This window comes from Treponema sp. Marseille-Q4132, from assembly GCF_014334835.1.
GTDB lineage: Bacteria > Spirochaetota > Spirochaetia > Treponematales > Treponemataceae > Treponema_D > Treponema_D paredis.
Genome location: NZ_CP060591.1, coordinates 225108 through 242006, shown reverse-complemented (window position 1 = coordinate 242006; position 16899 = coordinate 225108). Strand labels below are relative to the sequence as shown.

The window sequence follows — 16899 nt, the reverse complement described above, 5'->3', positions numbered from 1 at the left end:
TCGGATCAACGCATATTCCGCGTTGCTATGAGAATCGTGACCGTCGTCGAAACGGCCGAAAGCACGGTCGTAATCACCGGAGCATATAAGCCGAAATAATACGTAAACGAATTCGCAGAAGCGGTAATCGTCGTTTCCGGCGTGACCGGATCGGTTTTCCGCATTTTCTTTCCGTTTATATCGCGTATCGTTACCGCTTCACCGGAATTTTTTTCGTTGATAAAACCGCCGGCAAGCCCGATATAATATTCCCATGTGCGGTCGGGAATATACGGATACCTGCCCGGACGCGCTACGGCTCCTGCAACGGAAACGAAGTATTGCTTAAACGGTATGACAAGCGTATCGTACGGATACACGATTTCTTCGGCATAATACGAAGCGTCGTAGAGCATTTTATTGACGTCAATCGGTATGGGATTACCTTTACGAAGTATGTATGCATTTTTTATATCGGCCGTCGGTGAAAAACGCTCTTTGTTGCGCCGAACAAGTGTGCCGTAGTTTTCTCCCGTTTCAAATACGACGGGAAGCCTTGCCGATGCGTCAAGAGATGTGCCGGTCGCGGACGAAAGTGCGCCTTCGATAAACATAACCGGTTTCAATTCGGCATAAGTGGGGATATTGAGCGTATCCCAGCATACGAGCGTATAATCCGATGCAATCGCCGTACCATCCAAATACAGTATTTCCCCCGCAGGATTGCTTCGCTCTGAAGTGCGGGAAAGCTCCATGCGGTTCGTGTCCGCCCTTTCCGTAAGCCCGCCTCCGTAGTAATCCACGAGCCGTTTCAAGTTTTCACCTTCAAGCAATTCGTACGTACCCGGCCGCTCGACCGCCCCGCGAATCGTAACTTTCCGAGTCATCCTGCCGACAGTGATGCGATCGCCCGGCCGCACATAGGGATTCTGCGACAGATCGCCGAAACGGGAAGCTTTGAAAATATCGTACGTATTCTTTTTTCCGTCTTCGCTTGTAACGACAATATTGCGAACGGACGCATAATCGGTGAGCGTTCCCGCTATGACGTCGGAAAGACGCGAAAGCGCCCACGCCTGTTTAATCGCCGTTTCTTTTACCTCACCGTCTATGACGACTTTGAATGCCGCAGGAGATGTGAGAACGAACTGAACGCCGCTCAGGGGATAATTTTGCGTAACGAGTTCTTCCACTCTCTGTTTGAGGCGCAAAAACGTATTTCCCGCAACATTGATCGTCGTAATATTTGCCACACGGATACGGTATGAAGCATCGACCGGTATGGCATAGCTTACGACATTTCCGTTTACCGCGAACGCGAGTGTATAGATATCTCCCGCGGTAACAAGATAGTCGGACGAGGACATCGCAATCGATGCATTCAAAGCGTTTCTTGCGGCAGTAACTTCGCCTGCCGTCAATTTTTGAACCGTACCTACATTTGCCGCTTGCATATTGTCCGTATCTTTTGCAGATGCGGAAGACTCGTAATTCCCTGCCGTCTGAGCAAATACGGCCGAACAAAAGAAAAGAACAATAGCGTAAAAATATTTTTTCATAATTTATATCCGATTTTTTTTCAGCGAAGCGGAAATTTTTTTTACGGCTTCGGGATCGCGTTTGATATTTTCTACCGCATTCAATGCGAAAGCGATAAACACCGCAATAAAAAAAGCGGCGAAAGTCGTTACGATACACAGCATGCCGCGGGAAGGCTTTGATTTTCTGTCCGGTACTTCCGCGCGTTCCAATATTTGAAAAACCGGCGTTTCGCTCGCCATCTGTACTTTTAAAAGTTCATACTGCGTTTTAAGCTGCTTGTATACCTGTTCCTGCGCTTCCAATTCCAATACGCGTATCGCATTTTCCATAACGGGAGAACCGTTCGGATTGTAGCGATATGAAGCCGTACTTTCGTTTTCTCGAATCTGCTTTGCCAACGAAAGGATCTGCTTGTAGCTCATATCGATATTTTCTTCGAGATTCTTTTTTTCAAGTTTATGCTTATCGATACCGAGCGAAGTAAAGACTGTTTCCATATAGTCCGCCGCAAAGTTCGCCACGGATTCGGCAAAGACGGGATCGGTATCCGAAAAAGCAAGCGAAAAAACACCCGATTTATCATCAAAATCCGCAGTCAAATTTTGCTGTAACGCTTTACGCGTTGCCGCTTTGGGAAATTCTTTTACTTTATAACGCGCGGTAAGATTGAATTTATCGATAATGGCATCGAGATACGTATTGGTTCCGGCAATGTAGACCGCGAGCGCGCTGAACGTTGCACCTTTCGAAAGATTCGAAAGCCCCATAAGGCTTCCGAGCCCGCTCATAGTGCTTGAGTTCAGTAATGAAGAAAGAGATCCGCCGGAAGACGACGAATCGTTTATAAGCATAAGCGCTTCGGATGTGTATATGTTGGGAAGCGGAGACTTTTCCGGCGGAAGAGCGATCGACAGCACGGAAAATAAAACGACTGCGGCCGCCGTAAATGCCGTTATTAAAATGATAAGTTTTTTATACTGCAGTAAAACGACAAACAAATCGATAAGCGAAATCTCGTCATCCTGCGAAGATTGTACGATATTTTCTTGTTTCGGAGAACTTTCCATATTTATGCATATTATATAAAAAGATATGCGGCTTTGCAACACGCTCTTGACGTACCTGTGGAAAATTTGCTATAGTTTTCGGGCATTGCAAATGCGTTTACGGTGCCTGTAGTTCAGTGGTAGAGCGCCAGATTGTGGATCTGGTTGTCGTGGGTTCAATCCCCACCAGGCACCCGCTTTCCTTCTTGATAAAACGGTTTCCCGCCGATGTGTCCGCGAGCCGGACGTTCGTCGCGGCTTGAAAATCTTTTAAAAGCGTTTATAGCTCAACTGGATAGAGCAACGGACTTCGAATCCGTAGGTTGCGTGTTCGAGTCACGCTAAACGCAATGTTCCCTCATCCGTACCGTCTTCGCCGATTCCTGCCGTACTGCAAAAAACCTGCCGTGCTACAAAAAAATCGTCAGGGCTTACGCATGAAAAATGTATACACGGAAAAAAACGTATAATTATAAAAAGGGCGGAACGCGAGGCAGCGGCAATGCCGCCGAGCCGCTCTGACCGATGGTAAGCAAAATTTCGAAGAAATTTTGTGTAGTCCGATTCCAATCACGGTCTGCCGCGGCACTTGCAACGAGCGCGAAGCGCGAAGTTCCCCGCGCAAACGGCAGGGCTGTTGCCGGGAGTGCAGCCGATTTTTTTACGGTAATGATTATTTTTTTGGGAATATAGATTCTCATGCGTAAGCCCTAAAAAATCGCATAACGTACTTGCCATTTTATTTTATTTTTGATATAGTTATAACATTCAGCCACTGTCGTGGATTGAGTACGGGCCATTAGCTCAGCTGGTAGAGCAACAGACTCTTAATCTGTGGGTCGTCGGTTCGAAGCCGGCATGGCTCAAGCCTTGTGTGAGACGAGAAGGCACGCACTCTTTATGCGAGAGTGGTGAAACGGCAGACACGCCGGATTTAGGTTCCGGTGCCTTACGGCGTAAGGGTTCAAGTCCCTTCTCTCGCAATTCCATCCGAGGTGTTGCGGCATACAAAATTTGCGGGAATAGCTCAGTGGTAGAGCGCCACCTTGCCAAGGTGGATGTCGCGGGTCCAACTCCCGTTTCCCGCTCGAGTACCGAAGCTTACAGCGCCGGAAAACGCAAAGAATTATTTGCGGGAATAGCTCAGTGGTAGAGCGCCACCTTGCCAAGGTGGATGTCGCGGGTCCAACTCCCGTTTCCCGCTTGAAACCAAAAGCGATTCGGAGCAATCTGAATCGCTTTTTTTATTCGTACGGAGATCACTGGTAAGGAGCGAAACGTGGAACTCAAAAAAGAATTCACGGACCTTGAAAAATCGGCGGTAAAACTCACCGTCACCGTTTCACAAAAAGACGTCGCGGCCGCATACGCGGAAACGCTCGGCACATACGTAAAGCAGGCGCAGATCCCCGGCTTCAGAAAAGGCCATGTGCCTGCGAATATCCTCGAGCGAAAATTCGGCGAGGGCATCAAAGCCGATACGGTAAGCGATATAATCGACAAAGCGCTCAACGAAATCTTTGAAAACGATGCGGAAAAAGCAAACCGCCCGCTCCCCTACGCCGAGCCCGTCATGGAAAAAATGCCGGAACTCGATGTTGCCAAAGATTTAAGTTTTTCTCTCACCTATGACGTATATCCCAAAGTCGACGTAAAAAACTTTTCAGGCATTACGATAAAAGAGCCGCAGGTCACGATCGGCGACAAAGAGATCGATGAAGAGCTCAAAGCCGTACAGGAGCGCAATGCGGTCGTCATCGATAAAAAAGACGACGAAAAAGTCGAAAAGGACAATATCGTCACGATCAATTATGCCGAACTCGACGAAAACGGAAACGAAATCGCCGGGACAAAGCGCGAAGACTTCGTCTTTACGGCGGGAACCGACGGTACGTTCTACCGCATCGACGACGACGTCATCGGTATGAAAAAGGGCGAAACGAAAACGATTACGAAAACCTACGCAAAAGACGACAAAAACGAAAGTTTGGCGGGTACGACGAAAAAGATAAGCGTAACGGTTACCGCAATCAAAATACGCAACCTTCCCGCACTCGACGACGAACTTGCGCAGGACGTGAGCGAAAAATACAAAACGCTCGATGACTTGAAAAAAGATATCGTAAAAAATATGGAAAGCGCGAAGGCGCGGCGTATCGTGGAAATCAAAAACAACGATTTGCTTTCCCAGCTCGTCGAAAAAAATCCCTTCGATATTCCTTCTTCCATGCTCAACGCGGAACTCGAAAACCGCTGGTATTCGATGGCGCAGCAGTTTCAAACGACGCCGGAACAGCTTGAAAAGATGTTTTCTTCGGCAAAACAGACGAAAGCCGATATACTCAAAGAATGGGCAGGCGCAAGCGAAAAAATGCTTAAAAGCAGAATCATCGTAGACAATTTGATCCGCGCACGGAATATTTCCGTTACGCCCGAAGATGTCGAAACGCGCTATAAAGAAATCGCCGATCGTGGCGGCATGAGCGTCGACGAAGTGAAAAAACACTATGAAGATGCAAAAGCGAAAGAATATCTCATCGACGACACAAAAGAGCAAAAGCTTTACGACGAACTTTACAAAGAAGTAAAAACGGTAAAGGGAGATGCGATGTCGTTCGCCGATTTATTTAAAGGGGAGAGCAACTGATCCCACGCCGCCGTATTTTTTCAGTATATTATAATAAATGAAACTCATACAGGATGTGATTATGAATGAACGGATGAACACGCTCGTCCCCTCCGTCATCGAGCGGAGCGGAAACGTCGAGCGCTCCTACGATATTTTTTCGAGGCTGCTCAAAGACAGAATCATCTTTATCGACGGGGAGATAAACGACGTTACGGCGGACTTGGTCGTCGCGCAAATTCTCTTTCTCGAATCGGAAAATCCCGATAAAGACATCAGCATATACATAAACAGTCCCGGAGGATCGGTTACCTCAGGTCTTGCGATTTACGATACCATGCAGTACGTCAAGTGCCAAATCCAAACGATCTGCATGGGACAGGCTGCAAGCATGGGCGCAATCCTCCTCGCAGGCGGCACTGCGGGAAAAAGATTCGCCCTTCCCTCTTCGCGCGTTATGATCCACCAGCCGTGGGGCGGAGTGCAGGGACAGGAAAGCGACATTTCGATTCAGGCAAAAGAAATCGTGCGCTTGAAAAAATTGACGATCGATTATTTTGCGCACCACACGAAAAAGACGATCGAACAGGTCGCATCGGATATGGAACGCGATTTTTATATGTCCGCCCAAGACGCGCTCGCGTACGGCATAGTCGACCACATTATGCCGGGGAGAAAAAAGCAATGAAACGATTCGGAAGCGACGCGCAATTTTGTTCGTTTTGCGGAAAGCCCGCAGACGCATCGCGTCATCTCGTAGGAGCTCCTTCAGGCAATATCCACATTTGCAATCAGTGCGTTGCCGTCTGTCAAAGCATGCTCGATCAGGAAGAAGGAGATGTCGCGCCGATCACGATGAGCGATGTGCCGACTCCGAAAGAATTCAAAGAATACCTCGACGAATATGTAGTCGGACAGGACGAAGCGAAAAAGACGCTTTCGGTCGCCGTGTACAATCACTACAAGCGCATGTCGGTTCCGAAAAACATGCGTAAAGACGACGACGTGCTCATCGAAAAATCGAACATACTGCTCATGGGTCCGACGGGAAGCGGAAAGACGCTGCTTGCAAAAACGCTTGCGCAAAAACTCAAAGTACCTTTCGCGATTGCCGATGCGACGACGCTCACCGAAGCGGGCTATGTCGGCGAAGACGTTGAAAACGTGCTTTTAAAATTGATAAACGCCGCAAACGGCAACATCAAAGCAGCAGAGCGCGGCATCGTCTTTATTGACGAAATCGACAAAATTTCGCGCAAAAGCGAAAACACGTCGATCACGCGCGATGTATCGGGCGAAGGCGTACAGCAGGCGCTTTTGAAAATCATCGAAGGCACGCACGCAAGCGTTCCTCCGCAGGGAGGACGCAAGCACCCGAATCAGGAGATGATCGACATCGACACGACGAACATTCTCTTTATTTTAGGCGGTGCTTTCGTAGGTCTTGAAAAGATCATCGAACAGCGTACTGCAGAGCGAGCGATGGGCTTCGGCAGCAACGTCGGCATGATGAACGAAGAAGAGCGCATGAACCTGCTCAACCGCTGCACGCCCGACGACCTCGTCAAATTCGGCATCATCCCCGAACTGATCGGACGTATGCCCATCACCGTCGCGCTCAAAGAGCTTACGCGGGATGATTTGGTGCGCATCCTCACCGAACCGAAAAACGCGATCACAAAGCAGTTTCAAGCATCCTTCGCCCTCGACAACGTCAAGCTCGAATTCACCGACGAAGCGATCGGGGAAATCGCCGACGAAGCCGTCCGCCAAAAAACCGGCGCGCGCGGACTTCGCAGCATCGTCGAAAAAATGCTGCAGGATATTATGTACGAACTCCCGTCGATCAAAGACCGCGAGCAAAAAAAGCTCGTCGTTTCGAAAGACATCGTGCAAAATAAAACCCATCTCGACGTAGGCTCGCTTTTGACGGCGTAAGCGCGAAGCGAAGATGCGGACGATTATTTTTCCCGCATCGCCGGCAAAGCACAAACGATCGCATCGTCCGCAAAACGCATTCGATCAAGTCGAGCGTCGAAAGGAACAGCATCTCAAGCAGCGAAGCGGCGCTTCCGCATGCCGGAGTGTCCCGTTTTTTTTTCTTCAAATCTTTCTCAACATGTCTATAAAAGCAGACGGTTTTTAGTCAAATCGCAGCAGTATATTTTCACCGTACGATTTTTTTCATAACTTCGATCGTTTCGGTCACCGTCGTCTCCCAGCTGAAACGCTGTGCCCTTTGAAGACCCGATGCGACCATCGTTTCGCGGAAAGCGGAATCAGAGACGAGTTTTTCCATCGCAGAGGCGACTTCTTCGATATCGTTCGGATCGAAATAGAGAGCCGCCTCCCCGCCCATTTCGGGAAGCGCACCCGAAGCCGCACACGCGACGGGAATGCCGGTCGCCATCGCTTCGAGTATCGGAAGCCCCACTCCTTCGTTCACCGACGGAAAAATGCACGCATCGGCTCCCGCGTACAAAAGCGGAAAACTTTCGTGCGGAAAAAATCCCGTAAGAAAGATGTCCGACGCGGCAGGAGAAAGGGATGCCGCCCTGTGTACTTCTTCGGACGAGGGTCCTTCGGCGCCCGCAATGACGAGGCGGTGCGGAGATTTCGTGCGCTCTTTAAAAAGTGCAAAGGCTTTTATAAGTTCGATGTGTTTTTTTTCAGGTCCTGAAAGACGCGATCCGTAGATAAAATATGGCCGCTTTATCGCAAAGGGCTTTATGGTTACCGTTTCGGCATCGATCTGCAGCTGCGGAAAAAAGAGCCTGTGGTCGATACCGTTGTGAATGATTTCGATTTTCGATTCGTCTATACCGAGCCCTATCAAATCGTTTCGTAAAAATTCGCTCGCGGCGACGATCTTTTGAATCTTTGCAAGTCCCCGCTTTATCTGCATGCGCATCATACCGTCGCTCTTTTCTTTGAGCATGACGGAAACGATGGAATTGACGACGGCGACGCCGGGCGTTTTAAACGAAAGGGGCAGCACGCGTTCGATGGCGGGATAGAGTACGACATCGTATTTTGCTTTCTGTGCGAATTTTTGCAGGCGGAAAAAATGCCATAAGCGCTCGGCAGCAAGGCTGTCGGGAACGGAAAGAGCTTGGAACGGAATTTCGCGCACCGAATTATACGTATATCGATCGATTTCTGAACCGAACAATTCGAATTCGACATCGCCTGAAAGCGGAAGATTAGCCGCAAAAGAATGGAGGTATGAGCCGATCCCGGAGCGCCCGTGATCGCAGCCGAATGTATCTATGCCTGCCTTCATAGAAAATTATTATAGCAGCAATTCCGTTTTTACGCTATAGTTTGCGCATGGACACGCAAAACGCATTTTCGCTCCTCTCTACCGAAATACGCGCAAAACTGGAGGCGCTTTCGATCGTACAACCGACGCCCGTACAGCAAAAAACGATCCCCCTCATTATCGACGGGAAAAATCTTCTCTTTCAGTCGGAAACGGGTACCGGCAAAACCTTCGCATACCTTTTACCGCTCGCCGACAATATCGAAAAGGACGAAAAAAGCGGCGTAAAAGTCCTCATCGTCGCTCCGACGCTCGAACTTTCTTCCCAAATCAGAGATGCAGCTTTGTCGATTTCAAGCGCAAAATGCGCATTGCTTACAGGAAGCGCGCCGATACGGCGGCAAACCGAGCTTTTAAAAGGGGATCCCGCTATCGCCGTCGGAAATCCCGCCCGCCTTTTGGAACTCGTGCGTTTAAAAAAATTAAAACTTTCGGGATTGCGCGCGGCGGTGTTCGATGAAGTCGATCGGCTCGTCAAAAAAGAAATCAAAGACGACCTCGCATCCCTCGTCTCTTTTTTTCCGAAAAACGTACAGATCGTCGGATGTTCGGCAACGGTAACGAAAGCCGTAAAAACGTTTTTTGCCGAATGCGAATCGCTTTCGATGCCGGAAGAAGACGTGCTTCGGAAGCGCATTTCGCACTGGGCGATCTACGCCGAAAGCCGCGATAAAATCGATACGCTGAAAAAGCTTTTTGCCGCCCTCGACATGCAAAAAGCGCTTGTCTTTACAAGCCGCGGCGATCAAGTTGAAAACATCACGGCGAAACTCAAATATAAAAACATCGACTGCGAAGCCCTCTATGCAAAACAGGATAAACAAAAGCGCAAACGCGCGATCGACCGATTTAAAAGCGGAAGCTGCCGTATTTTGATTACGAGCGACGTCGCTTCCCGCGGGCTCGATTTCCAAGGCGTTTCGCACGTTATCCAAATGGATTTAAATGACGACGACGATTTTTTCATCCACCGCGCAGGGCGCACGGGGCGCGCAGGCAAAACGGGAATCAATATAGTCGTCGGGGATGAATACGAAATGCGGCATTACAGCGCGCTTGAAAAGAGACTTAAAATCATCGTTTACCCGAAAATGCTCTACCGCGGCGAAATCGTCGCGCCCGATGCCGTTTCCGAATAGTTGATTGAGGCTGCCATATCGTGTATAATACAAAAACAGCTTTCACTTTGCGAGGGGACAGGTGTTTCTTAAAAGTCTCGACATATTCGGCTTCAAATCGTTCGCCGACAGAACACATATCGATTTTTCGGACGGTATAACCGCCCTGCTCGGCCCGAACGGCTGCGGCAAAAGCAACGTCGTCGATTCGATAAAATGGGTTTTAGCCGAAAACCGCTCGAAAAATCTGCGTGCCGACAAGATGGAAGACATCATCTTCAACGGCACCGAACGTCGACCTCCCCTCAACGTCGCCGAAGTGACGCTCACGATCATGAACGAAAACGGGCTCATCCCATTCGAAGCGTCCGAAATCGCGATCAAGAGGCGGCTCTACCGTTCAGGTGAAAACGAATACTTTATCAATAACCGGCAGGCAGGCCCGCGCGAAATACGCTCGCTTTTTATGGATACGGGCATCGGCAAAGCGGCCTACTCCGTCATGGAACAGGGAAAAATCGATCAAGTGCTTTCGTCGAAGCCCGAAGACCGGCGCTATCTCTTCGAAGAAGCGGCGGGCATAAGCCGGAGCAAAGCCGAGTGCGCGGAAGCCGAACGTGAACTCGAACGCACGCGCAGCAATCTTCAGCAAATCGAAATCGCGCTTTCGGAAGTCAAACGTAGATACGACACGCTCAAAGTGCAGTCAGAAAAGACGATCAAATATCGTGCGGTAAAAGACGAAATATTCAATGACGAACTCGATTTGACATTATTAAAATTAAAAAACTTCGTGCAGACGAAAGCGCAAAACGAAGAGCATCTCAAACAAGTTGAAAAAAAACGGGGCGATATCCGAAACGAAATCGAAGCGATCAGCAATACGCTTTCGGAAAACATGGACAAAGTAAAGGCCATGCAGGAAGAAGTGTATGCCAAGCAGGCGGATTTAATCGGCATTCAAAAAGAAAAGAGCGGCAAACAGGATTTGATACAGCAGTTCAACGTGCGCCTTTCCGAAGCGAAAGAAAAACTCGAACAGCTTGAAGCGCACAAAAAAGCGATCGGAGCTCAGATCGATGCGCTGAACGACGAAATCGACGAAAAAAACGCACAGCTTTACGAAAAGACAAAGCAGCTCGACGATATCAAAAAAAATATCGCATCTTTCGACAAACATATTACCGACGCGGGAAGCCGCATTGAGGGAAACGAAAAACTCGTTTCCGAATCGCAGGCTCAGATCGAAGCGCTGCGCGAAGCGCGTACGCTTTTGCAAAAAGATTTGACGGCTATCACCGAAGACATCGTTACGAAGCTCGACGCAAAATTGAAAGACGCGGGCTTTTCCGAAAATGCGATGAAAAACGCCAAAGAAACGCTCGACAACGTCATCGCACGTTTAAAAATTTTTACGGCGGGACGTAAAAACATCTTTGGCGATTTTGCAGCCTCGCCGTCGCACTCCGCCGACGAATGCGTCAAAACGGTGAAGGAAGCATCCGACGCGTTTTTTGAAACGGGAAAGCTTGTCGCCGAACTTGAAAAAGCGCTCGACGATTATATGAAAGCCTCCCCCGCCTTTATCACCGAATTCCTCGCACCCGAAGGGATCATGACAAAAAAGCGGGGCATCGATCAAAAGATTTCCGACAACCGTTCCCGCGTTGCCGGGATCAATGAACGCATAGCCGAACTGCATGCGGAAAACGAAACTCTTTCGAAAAAAATCGACGAATATAAAGAAACGCTCGGAAAGCTCAAAGTAAACGAAGCGCAAATGCACGAGCAGATCACGGCGGCCGAAGAGCAGGTATCGATGCTCCGCCGCACTTTGGTAAGCCAGCAAAAAACGCTTTCCGATACCGACGGAGAGATCGCTTCGGAAAACAAGCGCGCCGAAAATTTGAATGCGGAAATATCCGGAGCCGAAGAAGAGCTTTCGGAAATAGAAAAGCGCGGTCTCTCTCTCGCGGATGAACTGAAAAAATTGGACAATGCGATTGCCGCGTGCAATACGAGCGTGTCGGGAAAGCAGAACGCGCTCCGTCAAAAGCAGGAGGAACAAAATAAGCTGCAGGCGCAGTATGAACGCGTTTCGCTTTTGCTCGTTTCTTCCGATACGGAAATCAAAAACGTCAAACAGAATTTTCAGGATACGCATTCGCGCGATCTTATGGAATTCGAAGAGCGCATGTATAAAATTACAAAACCCGCCGCGGAAATTCGGGAAAAACTTTCCGATGCGAAAGAACGGCTGAAAGCGCTCGGACAGGTGAACTTGATGGCGGTCGAAGAATTCGCCGAAGAAAAAGAGCGCTACGAGCGGCAGCAGACGAACTGCGAAGATACGAAAAAGAGCCTCGAAAATTTGCAGCGCGTTTCGGGAGAAATCAAATCGAAATCGTCCGAAATGTTCCTCGAAACCTACAATAAAATCAAAAAGAATTTTCACAATATGTTCCGCCGCCTTTTCAACGGCGGAAGAGCCGAACTCCGACTCATCGATCCGGAAAACGTACTCACGAGCGGTATCGACATCTACGCGCAGCCGCCGGGAAAAAAGCTCGAAAACATCGCCCTTCTTTCGGGCGGAGAAAAAACGATGACGGCAGTTGCACTTTTGTTTGCGACTTACCAAGTGCGCCCTTCTCCGTTTTGTCTTCTCGACGAAATCGATGCGGCGCTCGACGACAAAAACGTTTCAAGCTTTGTGACGACGTTGCGCTCTTTTGCAAACGTGAGTCAATACATCGTCATCACGCATAACAAAAAAACGGTTATGGGAGCTACGACGATGCTCGGCATCACGATGGAAGAATCCGGCGTTTCAAAAATACTTTCGCTCCGCCTCGACAAAGACATAAAGCTCGGCGCGGTCATCCCCGAAAGCAGAGACGACTTTATCGAAGAGGACGTACCGCCCGAAGAGGCGACCGTTCCTCCGAGACCCGCAAAGCGCATTCACAATCCCGACGGAACGATAACCGATCCCGACCGAGAGCGTGCGATAAAAGAAGAAAAGCGTCTCGAAAAAGAAGCGGCGCAAAAAGCGAAAGCTGCGGAGAAAAAAAGCGATGATCGGGAAAAGTGATTTTTTCGGCACTATCAAAGCTCTCTTTTCCGGAAGGAAAAAATACGTCGCTTTTATTTCGGGTACGCTTATTTTAATGACCTGTATAGCGCTCGCCGTTTTTATCGCCCAAAAATCGAAAAAGACGCGCAGAGCGCCCGCCGCCGAACGCACTTTTTCGCCGACACAGGAACTCCTCGCTCCCGACGGTCCGCAGGAGCAAAAGGATTATATCGCCTCGCGCGAAGTAAAAGACGCATGGAGCGATGCCGATACGGAACGGTGGTTTACGCCGCCTGAGGGCAAAGAGATGGAAGACCTGCGCCGTGCGAACGATAAAATCGTTTCGGATATATTGGGGGCTGCTCCGTGAAAAAATCAATGAAGCGAACTTTTGTATGGAAGCCGATACAAGTCTTTTTTACGGCGCTCGCCTGCCTGTCGATTTTTTCAGTATCGGTATCCTGCGCGTCTCTTCCGAAAAGCGGACGAGCGGGAGAGAGCCCCATGCAAACCGAAAATGAAGGGGCTCCCCGTCAATCGGAAAACCGTGAAGGTGTTTCGGAATCGGCGGAAAACGAAAACGTTTCAACGACGCACGGAAACAACGATGCTTTTCCGTCGGCGGAAAAAGAGAAGGATGCGGCAGAAACAGACGGAAAAAGCAAAGATGCGGTTTCGACTGCGGAAAATCTTTCCGAGCGCGTCCGAGTCGATCTCCCTGAAAAAAGCGAAGAGGCAATGCGCGTAAGCTCTTCTATAGACGAACCCGTCGTGCGGGAAGGATTTTCAGAAAACACCGGCAAGGGCTCTAAGGCGCGAAACGACACAACTGCGAGCCGGACTCAAAAAGAGTCCGCACCGAAAGGAAAAAAAGACCCGACAACGAAAGCTGTAAAAGATACTGCGCAGGCAGGCACAAGTTCGACGCAAACGAACGTAAATGCGGCGGCCGAAAATACGAAACGAGCCGCTACCGAGACAGCGCAAAAAACGAAGGGCGGTACAAGCGAAAGAACGATAAACCCTGCAAAAAGCACGGCCGATACGCAAAGCGCAAAAGACAAAGATGTCGGAAGGGACGATAAATCGGCAAAGGATTCCGAAGCTCTTCGGAAAGCGGCGGATTCGCTTGCCGACACGGACGAAATCGTCACGGAAATACTTCCGTCGCGATCGGTGCATATCGCAAAAAACCAATACCTCGACGTCGTCTATCCCGGAGGAGGATGGATCTATCTCGGAGAAAAAGACGGCACAAAACTGCTGTCGTTTTTCGGAAAAAGACTCGGAGATGCGGACACGATTTTTACGCTCCGTGCAAAAAATGCGGGAAAATCGATGCTGCATTTTTACAAAAACGATGTACTCACCGGAGACGCCATCGACGACTGGCTCGAAGTGATCGTTGAAGACAAAACCGGAAGCGCGGCCGAACGCATCACGGCTCCTTCGTATGCAGATACAGTTCCGCCCCGCCCCGCTCCTGCAGCCGGCGACGAGGAAGGAGGAAATGCGGAAACCGCCTTTTTCGAAACTGCGAAAAACGGTGCGGAAGGTTTTTCGGAAGAGGGAGCAGGCAGCGCTCCGATTTCCGGACAAAGGGCGGATTCCGAAAGCGGAGTCGGCGGTATAAGCGCTTCGGCGGATGAAAGCAATGCGGCATCTTTCCAAAATGCACAAAAGCAAACGGTTTCGGCAACCGCTCTCAGCGCGGAAGATTACGCGCTCGGTGAATCCGATTTGCTTGAAAAAGCAAAAAGCGCATACGATGAAAAAAACTACGCGAGAGCTCTCGCCCTCCTCGATTTGTTTTTTGCGAGGGCGACAAGCCGTATCGACGAAGGACTCTATCTCAAGGGGCAAACGCTCGAAGCAAAATCCGCGCTGCAAAATATCAAAGGTGCGATCGGTGCATACGATGAACTTTTGGAAAAGTGGCCGGAAAGCAAACAGTGGCAGTCCGCACGCAAGCGCAGCATTTATCTGAAACGTATGTACGTCGATATCCGGTAAGCGAAAACAACGAACGGATTTTGATTTTAATAAAAATCGAAAGCGGCGATTGTTGCTATATCGAACGGAGGAACAAAGAGAAATATATGAAAAGGTTTATTAAAATTATCATAGCGGCCATCGTGCTGTTTTCATCGCTGTCGTGTTCGATCGTAAAAAAATCGGAAGCATCCTCGCGGACGATCACCGTAACAGGCCGCGGCGTCGCGGAAGCAGAACCGGATAAGGCGTCCGTCGTCGTTTCGGTCGTAACGCAGGAGTGGGTCGCGAAAACCGCCGCGGATCGGAATAGTGAAATCATGACGCGCGTACGCGATGCGCTTGTCGCTTCGGGAGTGAACGCAAACGATATAACGACGACGAACTACAGCATATATCGGCAGGAATCATGGGATGGCGGGAGGCAGTCAGTCGGACGCTATCGTGTGCGGAACGGCATAAATATCGTCGTGCACAACACCGCCCTTGTAAGCGACGTCATCGATACGGCGATTTCGGCAGGAGCAAGCGAACTTACCTCCCTCACGTTTACCGTCACCGTCACGGACGACACGGCTCTCGTTCGAGAAGCGCGTATGCTCGCCGTGAGGCAAGCGCAGGAGACGGCATCCCTTTTGGCAGGAGCTGCCGGCTGTAAGATCGGAGAAGCGATCACGATCATCGAAAAAAGCGATGCGGGCGACGTCAGTACGAGGTACTACGACGCGCCGGCGGCAATGAGCGCCAAAATCGCCACGCCTATATCGTCCGGAAAAATCGAAGTGAGTTCGACCGTCACGATCACATACGCTTTGCAATAACGCTCAGTAAAATCAAATGGAATCGTTAAAAATCGTTTTTTGACAGCACATTATTAATTAATAAAGGAATAAAATATGCTCGATTATAAATTTATCAAAGACAATCTCGAAGCGGTAAAACAAAATATCGTAAACCGCAATATGACGGCCGACGCCGATGAAGTCGTACGTCTCTACGACGAGCGCACCGCCCTCGTCACGCGATTGCAGCAGCTCCGGGAAAAGCGCAATGAAAATGCCGCCTTGATGAAAGGAAAGCTTGAAGAGGCAAAGCGCCGGGAACTCATCGAAAAAGGGAAAGAGCTCAAAGACGCTGTCGCCGAAGCTGAAAAAACATTGACGGAAACGGAAGCAAAGCTCGAAGAAGCCGCGCGGAAAATTCCGAATATGGCGCATCCTCAAGCCCCGATCGGCAAAGTCGATACGGAAAACCTCGAAGTAAAAAAAGTCGGCACACCGCGAGTTTTTTCTTTTCCGCCGAAAGATCACGTGGCGCTCGGAGAAGCGCTCGATATCATCGACTTCGACCGGGGCACGAAGGTTTCAGGACAAAAATTTTATTATCTCAAAAACGAAGCGGTTTTTCTTGAACAGGCGCTCATCATGTACGCGCTCGGCATTTTACGGAAGCACGGGTTTACGCCCTTTATAACGCCCGACATCGCAAAGCAGGAAGTGCTTCAGGGTATAGGCTTCAACCCTCGCGGAAACGAATCGAACGTCTACTGCATCGAAGACGAAGGCACATGCCTCGTCGCGACGGCGGAAATTACGCTCGGCGGTTATCACTCGGGCGAAATACTCGACAAATCGAAGCTGCCGCTTTTTTACTGCGGGCTTTCGCACTGTTTCAGACGCGAAGCGGGTGCGGCGGGGCATTTCAGCAAAGGCTTGTACCGCGTTCACCAATTCGATAAAGTCGAAATGTTCGTGTACTGCCTGCCCGAAGAATCGGATGCAATACACGAAAAGCTGCGTATGATCGAAGAGGAAATCTTTACCGGGCTCGGTATTCCTTTCCGCGTCGTCGATACGTGCACCGGAGATTTGGGAGCGCCCGCATACCGCAAATGGGATTTGGAAGCGTGGATGCCCGGCCGCGCTGACGAAGCGCATCCGACAGGCGACTACGGAGAAGTGACATCGACGTCGAACTGCACCGACTACCAGGCAAGGCGGCTCAACATCAAATACAAAGACGACGACGGTAAAAACAAATACGTCCACATGCTGAACGGAACGGCTATCGCGGCCGGACGCGCAATGCTCGCAGTCATCGAAAATTATCAAAATGAAGACGGATCGATTACCGTACCCGAAGTGCTGCGAGCGATATGCGGCTTCGACACGATAAGCGCAAAGCGCGGAGCCTAAGCG

The 16899-nt window shown here is 49.7% G+C and carries 12 protein-coding genes and 6 tRNA genes; 15 read left to right on the top strand and 3 right to left on the bottom strand.

Annotated elements, in window-relative coordinates; translation table 11 throughout:
- Nucleotides 1-5: 5 nt before the first annotated feature.
- Nucleotides 6-1538 (bottom strand): polysaccharide biosynthesis/export family protein, encoded by a 1533-nt coding sequence (locus tag H9I35_RS01115; RefSeq protein WP_187419835.1) that lies wholly within the window; start codon nt 1536-1538, stop codon nt 6-8.
- Between the two features lie 3 nt (nt 1539-1541).
- Complete coding sequence (locus H9I35_RS01110) at nt 1542-2588, bottom strand: GumC domain-containing protein (RefSeq protein ID WP_187419834.1); 1047 nt, start codon at nt 2586-2588, stop codon at nt 1542-1544.
- A 102-nt stretch (nt 2589-2690) separates the two neighbouring features.
- On the opposite strand from H9I35_RS01110, the gene H9I35_RS01105 reads away from it, so the two are divergent.
- From H9I35_RS01105 to clpX, 9 genes are all read left to right on the top strand, one after another.
- A tRNA-His gene (locus H9I35_RS01105) sits at nt 2691-2762 on the top strand.
- An 81-nt stretch (nt 2763-2843) separates the two neighbouring features.
- Nucleotides 2844-2917 (top strand) — tRNA-Arg (locus tag H9I35_RS01100).
- Between the two features lie 443 nt (nt 2918-3360).
- Nucleotides 3361-3433 (top strand) — tRNA-Lys (locus H9I35_RS01095).
- Between the two features lie 36 nt (nt 3434-3469).
- Nucleotides 3470-3550: transfer RNA gene (locus H9I35_RS01090), tRNA-Leu, on the top strand.
- Nucleotides 3551-3583: 33 nt separating this feature from the next.
- Nucleotides 3584-3655 (top strand) — tRNA-Gly (locus H9I35_RS01085).
- Between the two features lie 44 nt (nt 3656-3699).
- Nucleotides 3700-3771: transfer RNA gene (locus tag H9I35_RS01080), tRNA-Gly, on the top strand.
- A 75-nt stretch (nt 3772-3846) separates the two neighbouring features.
- Nucleotides 3847-5214, top strand: coding sequence for a trigger factor (tig, locus tag H9I35_RS01075; protein ID WP_187419833.1), 1368 nt, complete (start codon nt 3847-3849; stop codon nt 5212-5214).
- Between the two features lie 61 nt (nt 5215-5275).
- Nucleotides 5276-5881, top strand: coding sequence for an ATP-dependent Clp endopeptidase proteolytic subunit ClpP (clpP, locus tag H9I35_RS01070; RefSeq protein ID WP_016519971.1), 606 nt, complete (start codon nt 5276-5278; stop codon nt 5879-5881).
- A complete protein-coding gene (clpX, locus tag H9I35_RS01065) occupies nt 5878-7131 on the top strand; it encodes an ATP-dependent Clp protease ATP-binding subunit ClpX (RefSeq protein ID WP_187419832.1) in 1254 nt (417 codons plus the stop codon). The genes clpP and clpX overlap by 4 nt, the downstream gene beginning before the upstream one ends.
- A gap of 229 nt (nt 7132-7360) precedes the next feature.
- Here the strand turns inward: clpX and H9I35_RS01060 are convergent, their stop codons facing one another.
- Nucleotides 7361-8476, bottom strand: coding sequence for a glycosyltransferase family 4 protein (locus H9I35_RS01060; RefSeq protein ID WP_187419831.1), 1116 nt, complete (start codon nt 8474-8476; stop codon nt 7361-7363).
- 47 nt (nt 8477-8523) lie between these two features.
- Here H9I35_RS01060 and H9I35_RS01055 point away from each other — a divergent pair, with 47 nt between their 5' ends.
- The 6 genes from H9I35_RS01055 to serS all read left to right on the top strand — a co-directional run bounded on the left by H9I35_RS01055 (nt 8524) and on the right by serS (nt 16896).
- Nucleotides 8524-9654, top strand: coding sequence for a DEAD/DEAH box helicase (locus H9I35_RS01055; protein WP_187419830.1), 1131 nt, complete (start codon nt 8524-8526; stop codon nt 9652-9654).
- Nucleotides 9655-9715: 61 nt separating this feature from the next.
- A complete protein-coding gene (locus tag H9I35_RS01050) occupies nt 9716-12727 on the top strand; it encodes a chromosome segregation SMC family protein (protein ID WP_187419829.1) in 3012 nt (1003 codons plus the stop codon).
- Nucleotides 12711-13079, top strand: a complete 369-nt coding sequence (locus H9I35_RS01045; RefSeq protein ID WP_187419828.1) for a hypothetical protein — start codon at nt 12711-12713, stop codon at nt 13077-13079. Before H9I35_RS01050 ends, H9I35_RS01045 begins: the two co-directional genes overlap by 17 nt.
- Entirely contained in the window at nt 13076-14722 is a 1647-nt protein-coding gene (locus tag H9I35_RS01040; RefSeq protein WP_187419827.1) for a tetratricopeptide repeat protein, read from the top strand. Before H9I35_RS01045 ends, H9I35_RS01040 begins: the two co-directional genes overlap by 4 nt.
- Nucleotides 14723-14808: 86 nt before the next feature.
- Nucleotides 14809-15522 carry an SIMPL domain-containing protein gene (locus H9I35_RS01035; RefSeq protein WP_187419826.1) on the top strand — a complete coding sequence of 238 codons (714 nt, stop codon included), beginning with the start codon at nt 14809-14811 and terminating at the stop codon, nt 15520-15522.
- 75 nt (nt 15523-15597) lie between these two features.
- Nucleotides 15598-16896 carry a serine--tRNA ligase gene (serS, locus tag H9I35_RS01030; RefSeq protein ID WP_187419825.1) on the top strand — a complete coding sequence of 433 codons (1299 nt, stop codon included), beginning with the start codon at nt 15598-15600 and terminating at the stop codon, nt 16894-16896.
- The last annotated feature ends 3 nt before the right edge of the window (nt 16897-16899 follow it).

Excerpts from the sequence above, each read along its gene's own strand:
- H9I35_RS01045 (WP_187419828.1), top strand. The coding sequence starts at position 12,711 with ATGATCGGGAAAAGTGATTTTTTCGGCACTATCAAAGCTCTCTTTTCC.
- clpP (WP_016519971.1), top strand. The coding sequence starts at position 5,276 with ATGAATGAACGGATGAACACGCTCGTCCCCTCCGTCATCGAGCGGAGC.
- H9I35_RS01060 (WP_187419831.1), bottom strand. The coding sequence starts at position 8,476 with ATGAAGGCAGGCATAGATACATTCGGCTGCGATCACGGGCGCTCCGGG.
- H9I35_RS01035 (WP_187419826.1), top strand. The coding sequence starts at position 14,809 with ATGAAAAGGTTTATTAAAATTATCATAGCGGCCATCGTGCTGTTTTCA.
- H9I35_RS01110 (WP_187419834.1), bottom strand. The coding sequence starts at position 2,588 with ATGGAAAGTTCTCCGAAACAAGAAAATATCGTACAATCTTCGCAGGAT.
- H9I35_RS01055 (WP_187419830.1), top strand. The coding sequence starts at position 8,524 with ATGGACACGCAAAACGCATTTTCGCTCCTCTCTACCGAAATACGCGCA.
- H9I35_RS01115 (WP_187419835.1), bottom strand. The coding sequence starts at position 1,538 with ATGAAAAAATATTTTTACGCTATTGTTCTTTTCTTTTGTTCGGCCGTA.
- clpX (WP_187419832.1), top strand. The coding sequence starts at position 5,878 with ATGAAACGATTCGGAAGCGACGCGCAATTTTGTTCGTTTTGCGGAAAG.
- serS (WP_187419825.1), top strand. The coding sequence starts at position 15,598 with ATGCTCGATTATAAATTTATCAAAGACAATCTCGAAGCGGTAAAACAA.